Source organism: Sphingomonas alpina (genome assembly GCF_014490665.1).
Classification (GTDB): Bacteria; Pseudomonadota; Alphaproteobacteria; order Sphingomonadales; family Sphingomonadaceae; genus Sphingomonas; species Sphingomonas alpina.
The window spans coordinates 482,175-497,504 of the sequence record NZ_CP061038.1 but is presented as its reverse complement, the minus strand read 5'-3'; the positions used below and the strand labels follow the sequence as shown (position 1 = coordinate 497,504).

General features: G+C 65.1%; 15 protein-coding genes. 8 read left to right on the top strand and 7 right to left on the bottom strand.

The annotated features are described in order from the left end of the window. Positions 1-88: 88 nt before the first annotated feature. The 5 genes from H3Z74_RS02220 to H3Z74_RS02205 are packed head-to-tail and all read right to left on the bottom strand — an operon-like array spanning position 89 to position 6,954. The gene (locus tag H3Z74_RS02220) at positions 89-2,152 is read right to left on the bottom strand and encodes a tetratricopeptide repeat protein (RefSeq protein ID WP_187762393.1); all 2,064 of its coding nucleotides are present in this window, start codon (positions 2,150-2,152) and stop codon (positions 89-91) included. After that, the gene (gene prsR / locus H3Z74_RS02215; RefSeq protein WP_187762392.1) at positions 2,145-3,494 is read right to left on the bottom strand and encodes a PEP-CTERM-box response regulator transcription factor; all 1,350 of its coding nucleotides are present in this window, start codon (positions 3,492-3,494) and stop codon (positions 2,145-2,147) included. Before prsR ends, H3Z74_RS02220 begins: the two co-directional genes overlap by 8 nt. Beyond that, positions 3,491-4,576 carry an XrtA/PEP-CTERM system histidine kinase PrsK gene (prsK, locus tag H3Z74_RS24715; RefSeq protein WP_326838810.1) on the bottom strand — a complete coding sequence of 362 codons (1,086 nt, stop codon included), beginning with the start codon at positions 4,574-4,576 and terminating at the stop codon, positions 3,491-3,493. The genes prsR and prsK overlap by 4 nt, the downstream gene beginning before the upstream one ends. Then, complete coding sequence (locus H3Z74_RS24710) at positions 4,467-5,558, bottom strand: hypothetical protein (protein WP_326838800.1); 1,092 nt, start codon at positions 5,556-5,558, stop codon at positions 4,467-4,469. Before H3Z74_RS24710 ends, prsK begins: the two co-directional genes overlap by 110 nt. 7 nt (positions 5,559-5,565) lie before the next feature. Next, the gene (locus H3Z74_RS02205; protein WP_187762391.1) at positions 5,566-6,954 is read right to left on the bottom strand and encodes a TIGR03013 family XrtA/PEP-CTERM system glycosyltransferase; all 1,389 of its coding nucleotides are present in this window, start codon (positions 6,952-6,954) and stop codon (positions 5,566-5,568) included. Positions 6,955-7,030: 76 nt separating this feature from the next. Between H3Z74_RS02205 and H3Z74_RS02200 the strand changes: the two genes are divergently transcribed. The 4 genes from H3Z74_RS02200 (at position 7,031) to H3Z74_RS02185 (ending at position 9,862) form a co-directional block, all read left to right on the top strand. Beyond that, positions 7,031-7,210: a hypothetical protein gene (locus tag H3Z74_RS02200; RefSeq protein ID WP_187762390.1), complete on the top strand. Its 180-nt coding sequence runs from the start codon at positions 7,031-7,033 to the stop codon at positions 7,208-7,210. Positions 7,211-7,373: 163 nt separating this feature from the next. Continuing rightward, positions 7,374-7,541, top strand: coding sequence for a hypothetical protein (locus H3Z74_RS02195; RefSeq protein ID WP_187762389.1), 168 nt, complete (start codon positions 7,374-7,376; stop codon positions 7,539-7,541). Between the two features lie 148 nt (positions 7,542-7,689). Next, positions 7,690-8,688, top strand: coding sequence for a mannose-1-phosphate guanylyltransferase (locus H3Z74_RS02190; RefSeq protein WP_229727045.1), 999 nt, complete (start codon positions 7,690-7,692; stop codon positions 8,686-8,688). A gap of 217 nt (positions 8,689-8,905) precedes the next feature. Further along, positions 8,906-9,862, top strand: coding sequence for a bifunctional helix-turn-helix transcriptional regulator/GNAT family N-acetyltransferase (locus H3Z74_RS02185; protein ID WP_187762387.1), 957 nt, complete (start codon positions 8,906-8,908; stop codon positions 9,860-9,862). Here H3Z74_RS02185 and H3Z74_RS02180 read toward each other — a convergent pair. Beyond that, positions 9,859-9,999: a hypothetical protein gene (locus H3Z74_RS02180; protein ID WP_187762386.1), complete on the bottom strand. Its 141-nt coding sequence runs from the start codon at positions 9,997-9,999 to the stop codon at positions 9,859-9,861. The two genes, H3Z74_RS02185 and H3Z74_RS02180, sit on opposite strands and share 4 nt — an antisense overlap. Before the next feature lie 166 nt (positions 10,000-10,165). Between H3Z74_RS02180 and H3Z74_RS02175 the strand changes: the two genes are divergently transcribed. The 4 genes from H3Z74_RS02175 (at position 10,166) to H3Z74_RS02160 (ending at position 13,663) form a co-directional block, all read left to right on the top strand. Next, positions 10,166-10,531 (top strand): cupin domain-containing protein, encoded by a 366-nt coding sequence (locus H3Z74_RS02175; protein ID WP_187762385.1) that lies wholly within the window; start codon positions 10,166-10,168, stop codon positions 10,529-10,531. 360 nt (positions 10,532-10,891) lie between these two features. Further along, a complete protein-coding gene (locus H3Z74_RS02170; RefSeq protein ID WP_187762384.1) occupies positions 10,892-11,260 on the top strand; it encodes a hypothetical protein in 369 nt (122 codons plus the stop codon). A gap of 152 nt (positions 11,261-11,412) precedes the next feature. Continuing rightward, positions 11,413-13,062: a SulP family inorganic anion transporter gene (locus tag H3Z74_RS02165; protein WP_187762383.1), complete on the top strand. Its 1,650-nt coding sequence runs from the start codon at positions 11,413-11,415 to the stop codon at positions 13,060-13,062. Continuing rightward, positions 13,046-13,663 (top strand): ParB-like protein, encoded by a 618-nt coding sequence (locus H3Z74_RS02160; protein ID WP_187762382.1) that lies wholly within the window; start codon positions 13,046-13,048, stop codon positions 13,661-13,663. Before H3Z74_RS02165 ends, H3Z74_RS02160 begins: the two co-directional genes overlap by 17 nt. Here the strand turns inward: H3Z74_RS02160 and H3Z74_RS02155 are convergent. Next, positions 13,660-15,288: a DUF6311 domain-containing protein gene (locus H3Z74_RS02155; protein WP_229726828.1), complete on the bottom strand. Its 1,629-nt coding sequence runs from the start codon at positions 15,286-15,288 to the stop codon at positions 13,660-13,662. The two genes, H3Z74_RS02160 and H3Z74_RS02155, sit on opposite strands and share 4 nt — an antisense overlap. Positions 15,289-15,330: the final 42 nt, after the last annotated feature.

Genomic DNA, 15,330 nt, shown 5'->3' with positions numbered 1-15,330 from the left:
TCGGGCTGAGCCTGTCGAAGCCCCGCTCTTCTGCATCGCGTTAGAAGAAAGAACGGCCCTTCGACAAGCTCAGGGCGAACGGCTGAGATTAAACCAGCGTCTTCAGCAGCGCGGCGGCCGCCTCGCGGTCGGTGAAGGTCGGATCGCTCAGTGCGGCATCGATCTGCGCCCGGGCATCGGAACCGCGGCCGAAATCGGCATAGGCCTGTCCGAGATGCCAGCGCAGCATCGCATGTTCGGGTGCAATCGAGACCGCCTTTTCGAGCAATTGCACTGCCCCCTTGTTGTCGCCGCTCTGGTACAGCGCCCAGCCATAGGCGTCGGTCGTCGCCGGGTTGAGTGGTGCGAGGGTATAGGCGGCCTTGGCATAGGTCATGCCGGTCGTTTCATCGCCATCGCCGATATAGGCATAGGCAAGCTCGGTCAGCAGCGCGGCATCGCCATTGCCGACGCGCTGGCGCAGATTTTCCAGCGTCTCGATCGCTGCATCGAATTCGCCCGCGGCGATCTGCCAGTGCGCGGCGAGCCGCTGGCCGGCGATATTCTGCGGATTCTGCGACAGGAACAGCGCAAGGGCATTGGCCGCTTCGGCGCGGTGGCCGGCATGGTCGAGCGCATCGACCGTGCGCAGCATGGTCGGTTCATCGAAACGGATATCGGCAGCATGGCGATACGCGGCCGATGCCTCGTCATAGCGCTTCATCACCATCAGCATGTCGCCGGTCGCAAGCCAGGCAGCGGGTGCCCCCGGCGATGTGCGCGTGAGCGCCTGCGCCTGGGCGAGTGCAGCCCCATAGTCGCCGGCATCGGCCAGCCCGCGCAGAAAGACCACGCGCCGCACCGGGTCGTCGGGATTGTCGTTGGCGAGGCCACCGAGCACCGCGAGGCTGTCGTCTGTTCCGAACGGCAGCGAAGCGTCACGCGCCGGAAAGGCCGCGCGGTCAAGGAACTTGCCCGCCCAGTCTCGCTCGCCGGTCCGTTCGAACGCGCGTGCGACCAGGGTCAGCGTATAGCTGTCGGCATCGAAGCGCGCCGCGACCGGGCGCAGCACGTCGAGCGCGCCCTGAGCATCGCCCGAGCGCAGCAGCGCCGCGCCGAGCAAGCGGCGCGCGGTGATGTTCATCGGCTGGCGGCCGACCAGTTCGCGCCATTTGTTGATCGCCTGCTCATAGCCGCCGGCTTCGTAATCGAGCATGCCACCGAGCAGCAGCGCGCCGGGCAGTCCGTTGAGCGCATCGCCGGTGCGCTGCAGCAGCGTGCGAGCGAGATCGTCATTGCCCGCCCGCGCGGCCAGCACCGCCTGGAGATAATAGGCCTGGGCACTGCCCGGACGCGCGGCAAGCGCACGGCGCGTGGCATCAAGCATGTCGCCATAACGACCGGCATCGCCGAGCGTTGAGGCGTATTCGATCAGCGCGGGATGGTAATAGGCATCGCGGGCCAGCGCGGCCTCGAACCAGGGCAGTGCCGCAATCAGGCCATATTGGCCGCGGACCAGTTCGCCGCGCAGCGTGAGCGCTTCGATATTGGCGGGGTCGAGGGCGGTCGCCTTGACCGCGGCTTCGATCGCGCCGCCGACATCGCCGCCGTCGAAACGCACCCGGCCGAGATCGGACCAGGCGGCGCTATTGCCCGGGTCGACCGACAGAAGATTGGCCAGCGCGCGCTGCGCGCCCGGCAAGTCGCCCTGCGCGGCAAGCGCGCGCGCGCCGACGCGGACAGCATAGCCGGCGAAGCGCGGCGGCACCGTCGCTGCAGTGCTCAACGCACGCTTGGCATCACCCTGCAGCAGATAGGCATGGGCATAGAGTTGCTGCGCGCGCTTGGGGTCGAAACCCGCCGCCTTGGCGCGATCGAGTTCCCCCTCGGCGCCCAGGCCGTCGCCGAGCGACAAGAAGGCGCGCGCGAGCACGGCATGAGCGAGACCCCAATTGGGATCTTCCTTGATCGCCGCCTGGGCATGGTTGCGCGCCGCGCTGATATTGCCGGTCTTGAGCATCGCCAGGCTCTTGGCGAGCGACAGGCGCGCGGCATCGGCATCGGCCCGGGCCGGCGTCGTGACGGCAAAAGCGAGCAGCGCGGCGGCGCCAAGCGACGACGCAATGGCGGTCGCCAGGCGCAGAAGCGATTTGGGAGCGAGCAGGTCACGCATGGAGATCATAGCTCTTCAAAAGATCGTACAGGGTCGGCCGGCTCACCCCTAGCAGCTTGGCGGTATTGGAAATGTTACCATCGGCGCGGGCCAATGCATGACGGATCGCCTTGCGGTCGGCGACCTCGCGCACGCTGCGCAAGTTGAGCGGGACATCTTCGGCATCACCCGCCAGGTCGAGATCGGCAGCGGTGACCAGCTTGCCCTCGGCCATGATCACCGCGCGCTTCATGCGGTTCTCCAGCTCGCGGACATTACCCGGCCAGGCCCAGGCATCGATCGCGGCGCGCGCATCAGGCGACAGGCCGGTGACCGCGGAATGCATGGTCTTGGCGTATTTCTTCAGGAAATGCTGCGCGAGCAGCCCGGCATCGCCGCTGCGCTCGGCAAGCGAGGGAATGCGCACCACGATTTCCGCGAGGCGGTAATAGAGATCCTCGCGAAAGCGGCCATCGGCGATCATCGCATCGACATCCTGATGCGTCGCGCACACGATCCGAGTGTCGACCGCAATCGGCTTGCGCCCGCCGATCCGCTCGATCACGCGCTCCTGCAGGAAGCGCAGCAGCTTGACCTGCAGCGGCAGCGGAATGTCGCCAACCTCATCGAGGAACAAGGTGCCGCCCTGCGCCAGCTCGATCTTGCCCTCGGTCGTCTTGACCGCGCCGGTGAAGGCGCCCTTCTCATGACCGAACAATTCGCTTTCGAGCAGGGTTTCGGGAATCGCCGCGCAATTGATCGCGACGAACGCGCCGTTCCGGCGCGGACTGGAATCATGCACGCCGCGGGCGAGCAATTCCTTGCCCGTACCGCTCGCGCCGAGCAACATGACCGATACGTCCGCCCCCGCGACACGCTCGATCGTGCGGGTGACCTTAAGCATCTCCGGCGCGGCGGTGATCATTCCGCCCAGCGCGGTCGTACCGGCGCGTTCGGCGAGGCGGCGATTCTCCGCCTCCAGCGCATGGACATGGAAAGCGCGCGCCACGATCAAGCCGAGCGCATCGATATCGATCGGCTTGGCGTAGAAATCCCAAGCCCCTTCGCCAATCGCCCGCAGCGCGCTTTCGCGGGCGCCATGTCCCGACGCGACGATGACCTTGGTGTCGGGCTTGAGGCCGAGAATGGCCTGCAATGTCGCAAAGCCCTCGCTCGTGCCGTCCGGATCAGGTGGCAGGCCGAGGTCGAGCGTGACGACATCGGGTTCCTCCGCGCGCACCGCGTCGAGCGCGGTGGCGCGGTCGGAGGCGACGACCACGTCATACCCTTCATAAGCCCAGCGCAGCTGGCGCTGCAGCCCGGCATCGTCCTCGACGATAAGCAGTTTCGGTTTCGCGGTCATGCGGCGTGTTCCATCGGTAGCGCGCGGGCGGATGACAGGATGACGCGGAAGCGAGTGCCCTCACCCTCCCGGCTGGTGACTTCGACGCTACCGCCCATCGCCTGAGCGAGCTGCCGCGCCTCGAACGCACCGATGCCGAAGCCGCCGGGCTTGGACGAGGCGAAGGGCTTGAACAATTTATCGCGCAGGAATGCAGGCGACATGCCACAGCCCTGGTCGATCACGTCGATGACGACGCTGGCCGCATCGATCGAGATCGCGATCGTCACCGGTTCGACCGACGGGCTGGCCTCGATCGCATTCTGCAGCAAATGGCCGAGCAGCTGTTCCAGCCGCGCCGGATCGGCCTGTGCCAGCGCTTTCACTCCGATGATCGCGACCGGATGCTGGGCGCGGCGGCGCGCGGCGACGCGCTCGACCAAGGGCATCAGCTCGACCGGACGCAGCTCCTCCGCACGAGCGCTGTGATGCTGCGACAGTCGTGCGAGCAGGTCGTTCATGCGCCCGGCCGAATCCTGCAATGTCGCAACCATGTCGGCGCGGAAGTCGGGATTGTCTGCGTGACGTTCGGCGTTGCGCGCGACCAAAGTCAGCTGGCTCACCAGATTCTTGATGTCATGCAGGATGAAGGCGAAGCGGCGATTGAATTCGTCGAAACGCTCGGCATCGGCCAGCGCCTCCTGCGCGCGCGCCTCGGCGAGATAGCTCGCGGCCTGGCGGCCGGCGATGCGCAGGAGATCGAAATCCTCCCAGTCGAGCGCACGATCGATCGGCGGCCGGGCGAGCAGGATCGCGCCCTGCAGCCGGTCGAGATGGACCAACGGAATGAGCGCCCAGGTGGTGCCGTCATCGAGCATCCATTGCGGCACGCTCGCTGCTTCGGCGCTGGCCTCGGAATCGAGTCCGACATCGCTGCGGATGCGGTCGAGTTCGATGATCCGTCCGCTGGCGACGAGGTGGCGGGCAAGGACTTCATCCCCGCCGGACGCGGGCAGCCCGTCGCGATCCCAGTTCCAGGCAGCGCCGATGCCCAGCCCCGCACCGTCCGGCACCAGCAGCAGGCCGGCGGGCGAATCGGTCAGATCGGCGACCGCCTTCACGATTCGCTCGTCGAGCGGCGCGGCCCCTCTCGGGCTTGCCGAGCGTATCGGTAAAGCGCGTCCATTCGGCGCGATAATCATAGCGATGATTGAACAGATGCTTGGCCAGCTTCACTTTCGCCCAGGCCTTGAGCCAAGGCGAGGAGACCAGGGTCAATGTCGCCGCGGCCGATCCGAATACAAAGGCGGTCTGGGCGATGCGGACATAAGTGCCGCCGAACGCGGCGATCCCGCTGGTGATCAGCACCATCGTCACCAGCCACAATATCGTCGCGGCAAGCGACAGCGATTGCCAGGCGACGGTGCGCGACAATTTCAGCGTCCAGTCGCCGTTGCGCATCACCGCCAGCGCGAACAGTGGTGCGAGCAGCGCCATCGCGGCACCGCGCAGCGCAACGAGTTCGACGCCCCAGCTCCGCGTCAGATAGGCGGTGGCATAGATGGCCAGGTCGAGGCTCCACATCACGGCAAGCGCAATGACGACCAGCAGGATGCCGCCGCGCGCACGCGGGGCGACCGCCGAATAGAGATGATGGACCAGCACCAGCGCACTCACTGCGACCATCATGCGCAGCAGCAGCCGGGCGGATCCCATCGATATGGCGTCGGCCGGGGCCAGAGTGGTTTCCGCGATCGCCAGCGCGATCCCAGCCAGCACGATCAGCATGACGACGCCGTAAACAGTCGCCACGGCCTTGCCATGCGGCGCGCTCGGGTCGCGCCGGACCAGGGCGAACATGAAGGCGAGCCAGGCAAGATTGCGCCCGCTCTCGGCGATCCGGGCCATGACGTCGCGAGGGTCGATCCCGGCCACCGCCAATGCCCACAAGGCGGTCGCGATCAGGGCAACGACGAAAGTCAGACGCGGCAAGGCGGTGGCCGCATCGCGCAGCTGCGACATGGCGATCATGCCGAACAGCAACGCGGCGACCGCATGGCCCCACAGGATGAGCGTCATCGCCACGCGGCCGTTACCGCGCGCCTTCCGGCCACAGCACGACGCGGATCGTCTGCAGCAGGATCAATATGTCGAGAAAGGGCGAATAATTCTTGGCGTAATAAAGGTCATATTCGAGCTTCTGCCGCGAATCCTCGATCGACGCGCCATAGGGATAGTTGATCTGCGCCCAGCCGGTGATGCCCGGCTTCACCATATGCCGCTCGGCATAATAAGGCAGCTGCTGCTCGAGATCGTCGACGAATTGCGGCCGTTCGGGACGCGGGCCGACAAAGCTCATTTCGCCCTTCAGCACCGACCAGGTCTGCGGCAGTTCATCAATTCGCACCTTGCGGATGAAGCGGCCGATACGGGTGATGCGCGGATCGTCCTTCTCGGCCCAGACCGCCTGCCCGCCGATCTCGGCATCCTGGCGCATCGAGCGCAATTTGATGCAGTCGAACCCGACGCTGTACAGCCCCACGCGGCGCTGGCGATAGAATGCCGGGCCCTTGCTCTCCAGCTTGATGGCGATCGCGGTGAGCAGGATGACCGGTGCGGTCAGCGTGAGCAGCAGCGCGCTCGCGGCAATATCGAACAGGCGCTTGAACACGCTCGACAGCATCCGTCCAGACGAGAAGCCATCGGAGAAGATCAGCCAGCTCGGATTGACGCTCTGCAGGTCGACCCGGCCCGTTTCGCGTTCGAGAAAGGTCGAGATTTCGTTGACATGCACACCGGTGGTCTTGATGCGCAGAAGGTCCTTGAGCGGCAGCGCGTTGCGGCGCTCCTCAAGCGCGAGCACGACTTCGCTGGCATTGAGCAACACGACGTGATCGGCGAGATTATAGATCGCATCGCGCGCGATCGCCTCCGGGATCACCCGCGCCGCCTCGCTCATCGAGACATAGCCGACCACGACGAACCCCGCGCCGGGCGTCGCGGCAAGCGCCTTCAACCGCGCGGCGCGGGCGCCGGCACCGAGCACGACGACCCGGCGTTTGAACGCCTGCCCGCCGATCATCTTGCCGAGCAGGATGCGCAGGCCGACCAGCAATATCATCGCCGCGCCCATCGAATAGAGCAGGTTGGAGCGCCAGAAGGTGATCGCCGGCATGACGAAGAAGATCACACTGAGGAAGATCACGCCCAGCGAAATGGCGACAACCAGGCGCGCCGCGGCGTAGCGCAACGATTGCAGAGAGTTCGCGCCATAAACCCCGACCGCGATCATCGCGAGTTCGAGCGACACGGCGAAGGTGAGCAATTGCGGTATGCGGGTGTGAATCGGTTCGACCAGCATCTCGATCTGGTTTGCGCGATAAATCCAGCCGAACTCGGCCGCGGCCAGCAGCAACACGACATCGAACAGGCCGAGCAACAGCACGGCATGCGGTATATAGTGCTTGAACAGCCTGATCATTACGTCGAGTCCCAGCGGTCCGTGTAAATTTTTCCGACACGTGCGATCCGCTGTCGCAGAAATTGACAAATAAAGGTTGAACGCCGCCTTCCCCTTGCGGCCATGGCAGATCGGCATTCCGGAAGATGGTGCGTTTGCGACCTATCCGATCCGGCCGGTGGGCGATCGCTGGCTGTTCCTGGCTGATATTTCGGCGAATTTTTCGCCGGCAGTTAGAATTTTCGGATTTATTGTTTTATTTCAAATTCTTGGCTAAATCCATCGCGCTCAGGAACAGCCAGCTATCAGCCAGTTAACAGCCAACGGAACAGCCAGCATAACAGCCAGGAACAGCCACGAGGCTGGCTGTTATCGACAGAACAGCTCGTGCGAGAAGATTGGTTTTCCAGCGATGAGAAAGAGCGGGGCGGACAGCATGCATGCGTTTCGTCGAGTTCCGCGGTGGCATGATCCGCTTCGGTATTGAATCGCCGAACGATGGAGCTGCAGCTTTGCAAGGAGAACCATTGGCCGAACTGGTGACGGCCAGTCTCGATCCGCTGCGCGATGACGGGGGGCTGATGTCGGGCGAATTGCATAAAGATTGAGCCTGCGGGGATCGGGCTTGATCGAGGAGAGTTGTCTGATGCGCGCCTGGCCCTAAGGATAGCGCGCAACAGGAGGATTCGAATGCCGCTTTCCAGACCGATCGTTCCCGTCATCCTTTCGGGCGGATCGGGTACGCGGCTCTGGCCGATGTCGCGGCCCGAATGCCCGAAACAGATGCTCGCGCTGACCGCCGAGGAGACGATGCTGCAGCTGACCGCGCGGCGCGCCACCGGCGAGCGTTTCGCAGCGCCGATCGTGGTGGCCAATGCCCGGCATGCCGACATGATCGACGAGCAGCTCGACGCGGTCGAGGCCGGTGCGCAAGCCGTGATCCTCGAGCCGATGGGCCGCAATACCGCGCCCGCCATCGCGCTTGCCGCGATCGCGGCGGGCGGCGGACCGGCGCCGTTGCTGATCATGCCATCGGACCATGTCATCGCCGATGTCGACGCATTCCATGCCGCAATCCATGCCGCGATGCCGCTTGTCGCGGAAGGGTGGCTGGTGACCTTCGGCATCGCACCCGACGCCCCTGAGACCGGCTATGGCTGGATCCAGGTCGGAGAAGAGATCGCCAAGGGCGTGCACAAAGTCGCGCGCTTCGTCGAGAAGCCGCCATTGGACAAGGCCGAGGCGATGCTCGCTGCCGGCGACCATGCCTGGAACGGCGGCATCTTCCTGTTCCGTGCCGACATGTATCTCGACGCACTCGCCTCCTTTGCGCCCGACATGCTGGTCGCGGCGCAACAATCGATGGACAAGGCCCGGCATGACGGGAACCGGGTCTATCCCGACGCCGATGCCTTCGCCGCCTCCCCTGCCGATTCGATCGATTATGCGGTGATGGAAAAGGCCGCGCGCGTCGCCGTCGTGCCGGTCGCCATGGGGTGGAGCGATCTCGGCAGCTGGGACGCGCTCTATGCACTCAGCGCCGATGTCGACGGCCATGCCCATGCCGGTCATGACGGCGGCGAGGTCGTCGCGATCGACACCACCAATTGCCTGGTGCGCAGCGACGGTGTGCGGATCGCCATTGTCGGCGTGCAGGATCTGATCGTCGTCGCCAGCGGCAATGACGTGCTGATCCTGCCACGCGGCCGCAGCCAAGAGGTCAAGAAACTGATCGAGGCAATGAAAGACACCTGATCCGGTGCAGACCTGAACCCTCGGTACGCTTTCCCGGCGAGGCCGGGGCCCAGGAGGATAAGGTCGAGGGAACGGGCGCAACGCCAATTACCTCCTGTCCCGCGACTGGGCCCAGGCCCTCGTCCGGGAAGCATCCCAAGTGACCGCTCGATCCAGCTTCACTTGCAATTACATAACAGGGTATATAACATGCTATCGACTCAATGGAGCGACCGGCATGACGAACGACATCATGAAGGAAATGGGGTATCTGTTCCTCGGCAGCCGGCTGAAACGGCTGGCGGAACGGATGCAGGGTGATGTCGCGAGCATCGCCGAGCGAGCCGGCCTGGCGATCCAGCCAAGCCAATACCCGATCCTCATCGCGCTCGACCGCTTCGAAACGCTGACCGTTGGCGTACTGGCCGAGAAACTGGGCCTCAGTCAGCCGGCGATCACGCGCAACATCACCAGGCTGGTCGAACTCGGCCTGATCGAGACGATCGCCATGTCGGGCGACCAGCGACGCAGATCCCTGTCGCTGACCTCAGCCGGTCGTGACGCAATGGTGCGATCGAAGCGCGAGGTCTGGCCGCATATCGACGCGGCGGTGGTCGAATTATGCGCCGGGCTGAACGGCCCGCTGCTCGAGCAGATCGCGGCGATCGAGGACGCGCTCGATCACAACTCGATCGAGCAGCGCGCGCTGGCCGGGCCGGTGTCGGGGTTGACGATCCGCGAATTCTCCGACGAACTGGCGCGCGATTTCCACGACATCAATGCCGAATGGATCGCATCGATGTTCCGTATCGAGCAGACCGACCGCGACGTGCTGGAAAACCCCCGCGCGCGGATCATGGATCCGGGCGGGGTGATTCTGTTCGCTGAAGCGAGGGACCTCGGCATCATCGGCGCCTGCGCGTTGCAGAAGACCGGCGAGCGCCGGTTCGAGCTGACCAAGATGGGCGTGCTCGAATCCGCCCGCGGCCGCAAGGCGGGCGAGTATCTGCTCGCGGCGATACTACGCCGCGCCCGCCAGATGGAGGTCGAGACGCTCTATCTGCTGACCAGCTCGAAATGCGCCGCCGCGATCCATCTTTATGAAAAGCTCGGCTTCGCGCACGATGCGGAGATCATGCGCGACTTCGGCGCGCGCTACGAACGCTGCGATGTGGCGATGCGGTATAGAGGCTAGGTCGTGGCGCTCTTCGCGGTCTTGACCGTTTTCACCTTCGCCGGCGCGGCGACGATGGGCTTGGCGAGAGGGCGTGCGAGGGCGCGATTACGCCGTTTGTTGGCGGTGCGTAGCTGACCCATGGGAAGTCCAATCACGTCGGAGGCAATCGCGGTTCTGGCCGAGCGCCGGCCACCGCAATGATGGCCCGGTTCATGGTCATGATATGCGATCCGTTACAAGCGCTATCGGGACCGCCCCGGCTTGCACCGGAAACCGGATGCGCGAATGATGCCAATTGAAGACGATCCCGGAGCAGAGACGATGCTTTCCCCCACCACCCTGACCGCAGCCTTCGACCGCGTGACCGATTACTGGTCGCCCAAGGTGGTCGGGCGGGTGAACGACCAGCTGCTCAAGGTGGCCAAGCTGAAAGGCAAGTTTGTCTGGCATGCGCATGATGGCGAGGACGAACTATTCTACATCGTCAAGGGATCGCTGCGGATCGAGTTCGAGGATGGCCCGGTCGAGCTGTCACAGGGCGATTTCCTGACCGTGCCGAGCGGCGTGCGGCATAACCCCGTCGCGGACGAAGAATGCTGGGTGCTGCTGATCGAACCGGCTTCGACCAAACATACCGGCGACGAGGTTACCTCGCGTACCCGCAGCCTGGACGAGCAGCTCAGCTAGCAGGAAGCCTTTGCGCGGACAGCGCAGCGGCAATGTTGTTTTCGACACTAAGAAAGAGCGCGCCGGGACAAGTCCGGCACGGGATGGCATGCCTGGTCCCGTGCGATGGTTGAATCGCGGCCGGCAACAATGCTGAGGGGCAACGCCAAAGGCGGGAGAGATATGTTACACCGGAGATGTAACATATCTCCCGTCGCCGCATCGACGAGAATCCAGATAATTCGTTATATATCAAATATTTAATCTAAATCTGACAACATTGGGCACCACCAGGATCGAGCGCCCATTAACGGTCCGTTGCAGATATCGACGGCAAATTGCTCGGGATTGGTCATTCTAAAGTGCATGGGAAGGAAAGAGATGCTTTCGTTCGCATATTTGGCCCTGGCAATCGGCCAGGTGGTGAGCACTGGCAGCCAACCCTCCCCAAGGGCTAATCTGTCCGAAGAGCTTTATTGGGCAAGTGCCGAGGCAAGCGGCAGCAGGCTTTGCGATGCCGCGCGTCGCCAGCGATATGGTAAACAATATGAGGCCAGATATGGGCAGCGGATACGCAAGCTGGTGCAAGTCCACACCGCTATTGCGGGCCCGGATCCGGAGTTTATCGTCACATCGAGCTGTCGTTCAATGCGCGCATCGTCCTACGCACAAGATCAGGATCACAACCGTGCCCTGAAACAGTTCGACGGTGCGCTCAAACGGCTGGAGGTCCGTTTTGGCGGATATTGAAAGGGGCCCCCTTCTCACCAGGAAAAGCCGCCCACGATAGCGTCGCGCTCATTGCGTCAGTTGCTCTCCCACCAAAAGCGGCGCAGATTTGGCCGGCGGATCAGGAGAGACTCGATGAAGCGCGCCCTGCGCCCCTCCCTGAACGGCGCAATATGAGCCAGCAGCGCACGGTGCGCAGAGCCGATCTCATCGCTGGATTGTCGGTCGCCGGGCTGATCTTGCCCGAGGCGGTCGCTTATGCCGGCATCGCCGGGCTCGCGCCGCAACATGCCATTCTCGCGGCGATCGTCGGCGCACTGGTCTATGCAGCGATCGGCCGCAGCCGCTTCGCGATCGTCTCACCGACTTCCTCCTCGGCGGCGATCATGGCCGCGTCGCTCGGCACGCTGACCGCCGATCCTGCCGTGAAGATCGCACTTGCGACGATAACAGTCGCGCTGGTCGGCATCGCCTTTCTGGCCGCATCGGCAGCGCGCCTTGGCGGGCTGACCGGTTTCGTGTCCCGGCCGGTGCTGCGCGGCTTCGCCTTTGGCCTCGCAATCACCATCATCCTCAAGCAGATGCCGCTGGTCTTCGGCGTCAGCCCGCAGGCGGGCAATGTCTTCGAGCTGATCGCCGGCCTGTTGTCCGATTTCGGCGCCTGGAACTGGACCAGCATCGCTACCGGGACCACCGCGCTGCTCCTGCTGCTCGCGCTGCGGCGCCTGCCCTCGGTTCCGGGGGCGTTTATCGTGCTGGCAGCCGGCATCGCCGCCTCGATCCTGTTCGACCTGCCGGGACACGGGGTTGCGACGGTCGGGCTGATCGACCTGAGCATCGCACTGCCGACGCTGCCGCATATCCCCTATCCGATGCTCACGGGGCTGGCCGAGCTCGTCATCCCTTTGGTCCTCATCCTGCTCGCGGAAAGCTGGGGCACGATGCGCGCACTGGCGCTGAGCCATGGCGACCGGATCGAGCCCAATCGCGAGCTTGCCGCACTCGGCGCGGCCAACCTCGCCTCGGCGCTGGTGCAGGGACTGCCGGTCGGCGCAGGCTTCTCCGCCGGCGCGGCCAGCGAGGCGGCCGGAACCAGGACGCGGGCTGCCGGCGCAATCGCGGCGATCGGGCTTGCGCTGCTGATGCTGGCCGGTGTTCGGCTGGTCGCGCATCTGCCGCAGCCGGTGCTGGCGGCGGTGGTCATCGCGGCGCTTTCCCACGCGCTCAATCCGCAGCCGATCGTCCGCCTCTGGCGCCTTGGACGCGACCAGTATGTGGCGATCGGCGCGGCAATCGGGGTCCTCGCACTCGGCGTGCTCAACGGCATGCTGCTCGCGATACTCTTGTCGATCGCCGCATTGGTGCGCCGGCTTGCCTCGCCACAGCTGGTCAGGCTGGGGCGGCTGGGCAGTTCGCGCAACTTTGTCGACCTTGCCCGCCATCCCGAGGCCAGCGCCGTCCCTGGCGTGGCGATCTGGCGGCCAGCCGAGCCGCTGTTCTTCGCCAATGCCGAAGCGGTGCTTGCCCTGATCGCCGACCAGCAGGCGGCCGACCAGACCGTCACCACGGTGATCGTCAGCCTGGAGGAAAGCTTCGATATCGACAGCAGCGCGGCCGATGCGCTGATCGAATTCGATGCGCGCCTGCGCATGAACGGCGCCCGCCTGCTGCTCGCCCGGGTTCGTGACAGAGTGCGCGACTTGCTGACGGCGGCCGGAGCCCATGACCTCGCCGTGCGATCCAGCTATAGCGTGGACGACGCCGTCGCCAGCCTGCCGCAATCCGTCGTTCCAATGGAAGCTGTCGATGATCCAGGATCCTGAGCCGCTATTGCACCCGCGCGCGATCGCCGACCTGCGTCCGACACAGATCACGGTCGGCCTGCGCGAGGTCGAGCGCAAGCGCCAGGAATGGCGCCAGCGCGCCGACCGCGAGGGACCCGATTATCTCGGCCGCCACATGCTGCCGGTGGTGCTCGGGCCGAAGGACCGGGCCTATCTGATCGACAATCACCATCTTGCGCTCGCGCTGCATCTGGAGGGCGTGAAACACGTCCTTGTCCATGTCATCGCCGACCTGAGCGCACTCGCCCGGCCCGCCTTCATCACCTTCATGGACAATCGCAACTGGCTGCATCCGTTCGACGCGAAGGGCATCCGTCAGGATTATGACGATATCCCGAAAAAGGTCACGGACCTGACCGACGATCCGTACCGGTCGCTGGCCGGCGCGCTGCGACGCGCGGGCGGGTACGCCAAGGTCGATACGCCCTATGCCGAGTTCCTGTGGGCCGACTTTCTCCGACGGCGGATCAAGCCAGGGCACCTCGAAAGCCATTTCGGGCAGGCGCTGTCCGATGCGCTGGCATTCGCCAACGGCCATGACACGGCGCATCTGCCCGGCTGGGCGGGGACGAACGACTAAGGGCGACACCCCGGCGGCAAGGGAGATGCAGTCGGCGCAATGATCGCGATGCCGTCGAGCCGCTGCACGCGCCCGGCCAGCACCCTCGGCACCTTGCCATCGAGCAGCACATAGAGTCGTGTCGGTTCGATCCGCCCGGCCTGAAAGTCCCTTGCCTCGGCATCGAGGCGCGCGCGCATCCCGGCGGTCTCGCGCGCGGCATAGGTGAAGCGAACCGGACGGCACAGCCGAACCGCGCGCCAGGTCACCTCCTCCATCAGCGCGAGATCGGCAAAGGGATTGGGCGGCTGGAAATCGATCGTGCCTGCCTGCGCGATCAGCGCATCCCAGCGTGGGTCGCGGGTGCGATGATAGTGGGCGGACGAGTCGGCCGCAGCGCTGGTCGCACGGACGGCGGCGAGCATCGGCATCAGATCGACCAGCTGCAGCGCCAGCGCTCCAGCAAGGATGAGCGTCGCGCGCGGCATGCTGCAGACGACCAGCAAGGCGGCGACCGCCAGCGTATAGGTTGCCGGCCAGAACAGGCGCCCTCCTGCGCGGACCGGGTCAAGCGCGTCGGTCAGCGCCGGGGGCAGATGGAAAGTCCATAACGGCACGCCCCAGAATTTGGGCTGTGGCCCGATGGCGACGACCGCCAGCACCAGCAAAGCGGGCACCAGACAGGTCAGGCGGCGCAGCGCATCCCCCGGCATGGCAGGCGTCGCAAGGCGTGTGGCGCCTGCCGCCGACCAGGCCATCCCGATCAGTACCAGAGCGATCAGGCCGGCACCGAGATACTGGAAACCTTCAAAACCATGCCCGTCATCGGGCGATGACGGCAGCAGCGCGGAATAGGACGGATTGGCCGGGTTCCACCACGCGTCGAGCGCCACCGGGAACGCGCCATAGGTGCCGGTCGATGCGAAACGCTGCCCAAGCACACCGTGCAGCGCGACGATCGCCACCGCCAGCGCCGCCACGCCGAGCGCGCCGATCAGGGTGCGCCGGCGCTGCGGTTCGACCCATAGCGCGCGCAGCATCGCACTCGCCCAGATCGCCGCGACGATCAGCAGCAGATAGGAATGGACCAGCGCGGCAGTACCGAGCACGGCCGCCCACCAGAAAGACGAGCGCGACCGCAACGGATCGAGATGAAGCCATAGCGCCCACAGGATCAGCCACTGCGCGCACAGGCTGGCATGGCCATAGCGGTTGATCAGCACCGGCATCAGCGCAAGCAGCGCGGCGCACAGCCACGCGCTCATGCCGTCCGGCGCGCGCGGCCGGACGATCGCCCAGGCGAAGCCGACCTGCAGAATGATGCAGGCGAGATACCACAGGCCGAGGAACTGCAGCCCCGGCGGCAGCCAGCGCGCGACCGGGCCGAGCAGGATGCCGAGCAGCGGGATGCTGTCGGTGAACAACAATGTCATCCCCTCCGGCGCACCCAGCAAAGGCTGGTGCAGCAAAGGCCAGGGACCGCCGGCGCGCAGATAGGCAGCGAGCCCGATCGCACTCTGGCCGCGGTCATGCCCATCGATCAGCCAGCCGACATTGGCCGGGTTGAGCACACCGAAATGCATCCACGTCGCAAAGACCATCGCGGCAAGCGCGCCAAGTGCGGCAAAGGACAGGGAACGGCGCATCATCGACCGTCAGCCATGCCCCGCCACGCTTCGATAAATGGT

Coding starts and splice junctions, on each gene's coding strand:
- H3Z74_RS02190 (WP_229727045.1), top strand. CDS start 7,690: ATGTCGCGGCCCGAATGCCCGAAACAGATGCTCGCGCTGACCGCCGAG.
- H3Z74_RS02170 (WP_187762384.1), top strand. CDS start 10,892: ATGCTTTCGTTCGCATATTTGGCCCTGGCAATCGGCCAGGTGGTGAGC.
- H3Z74_RS02195 (WP_187762389.1), top strand. CDS start 7,374: ATGCGTTTCGTCGAGTTCCGCGGTGGCATGATCCGCTTCGGTATTGAA.
- prsR (WP_187762392.1), bottom strand. CDS start 3,494: ATGACCGCGAAACCGAAACTGCTTATCGTCGAGGACGATGCCGGGCTG.
- H3Z74_RS02220 (WP_187762393.1), bottom strand. CDS start 2,152: ATGCGTGACCTGCTCGCTCCCAAATCGCTTCTGCGCCTGGCGACCGCC.
- H3Z74_RS02185 (WP_187762387.1), top strand. CDS start 8,906: ATGACGAACGACATCATGAAGGAAATGGGGTATCTGTTCCTCGGCAGC.
- H3Z74_RS02175 (WP_187762385.1), top strand. CDS start 10,166: ATGCTTTCCCCCACCACCCTGACCGCAGCCTTCGACCGCGTGACCGAT.
- H3Z74_RS02165 (WP_187762383.1), top strand. CDS start 11,413: ATGAGCCAGCAGCGCACGGTGCGCAGAGCCGATCTCATCGCTGGATTG.
- H3Z74_RS02160 (WP_187762382.1), top strand. CDS start 13,046: ATGATCCAGGATCCTGAGCCGCTATTGCACCCGCGCGCGATCGCCGAC.
- H3Z74_RS02205 (WP_187762391.1), bottom strand. CDS start 6,954: ATGATCAGGCTGTTCAAGCACTATATACCGCATGCCGTGCTGTTGCTC.
- H3Z74_RS02155 (WP_229726828.1), bottom strand. CDS start 15,288: ATGCGCCGTTCCCTGTCCTTTGCCGCACTTGGCGCGCTTGCCGCGATG.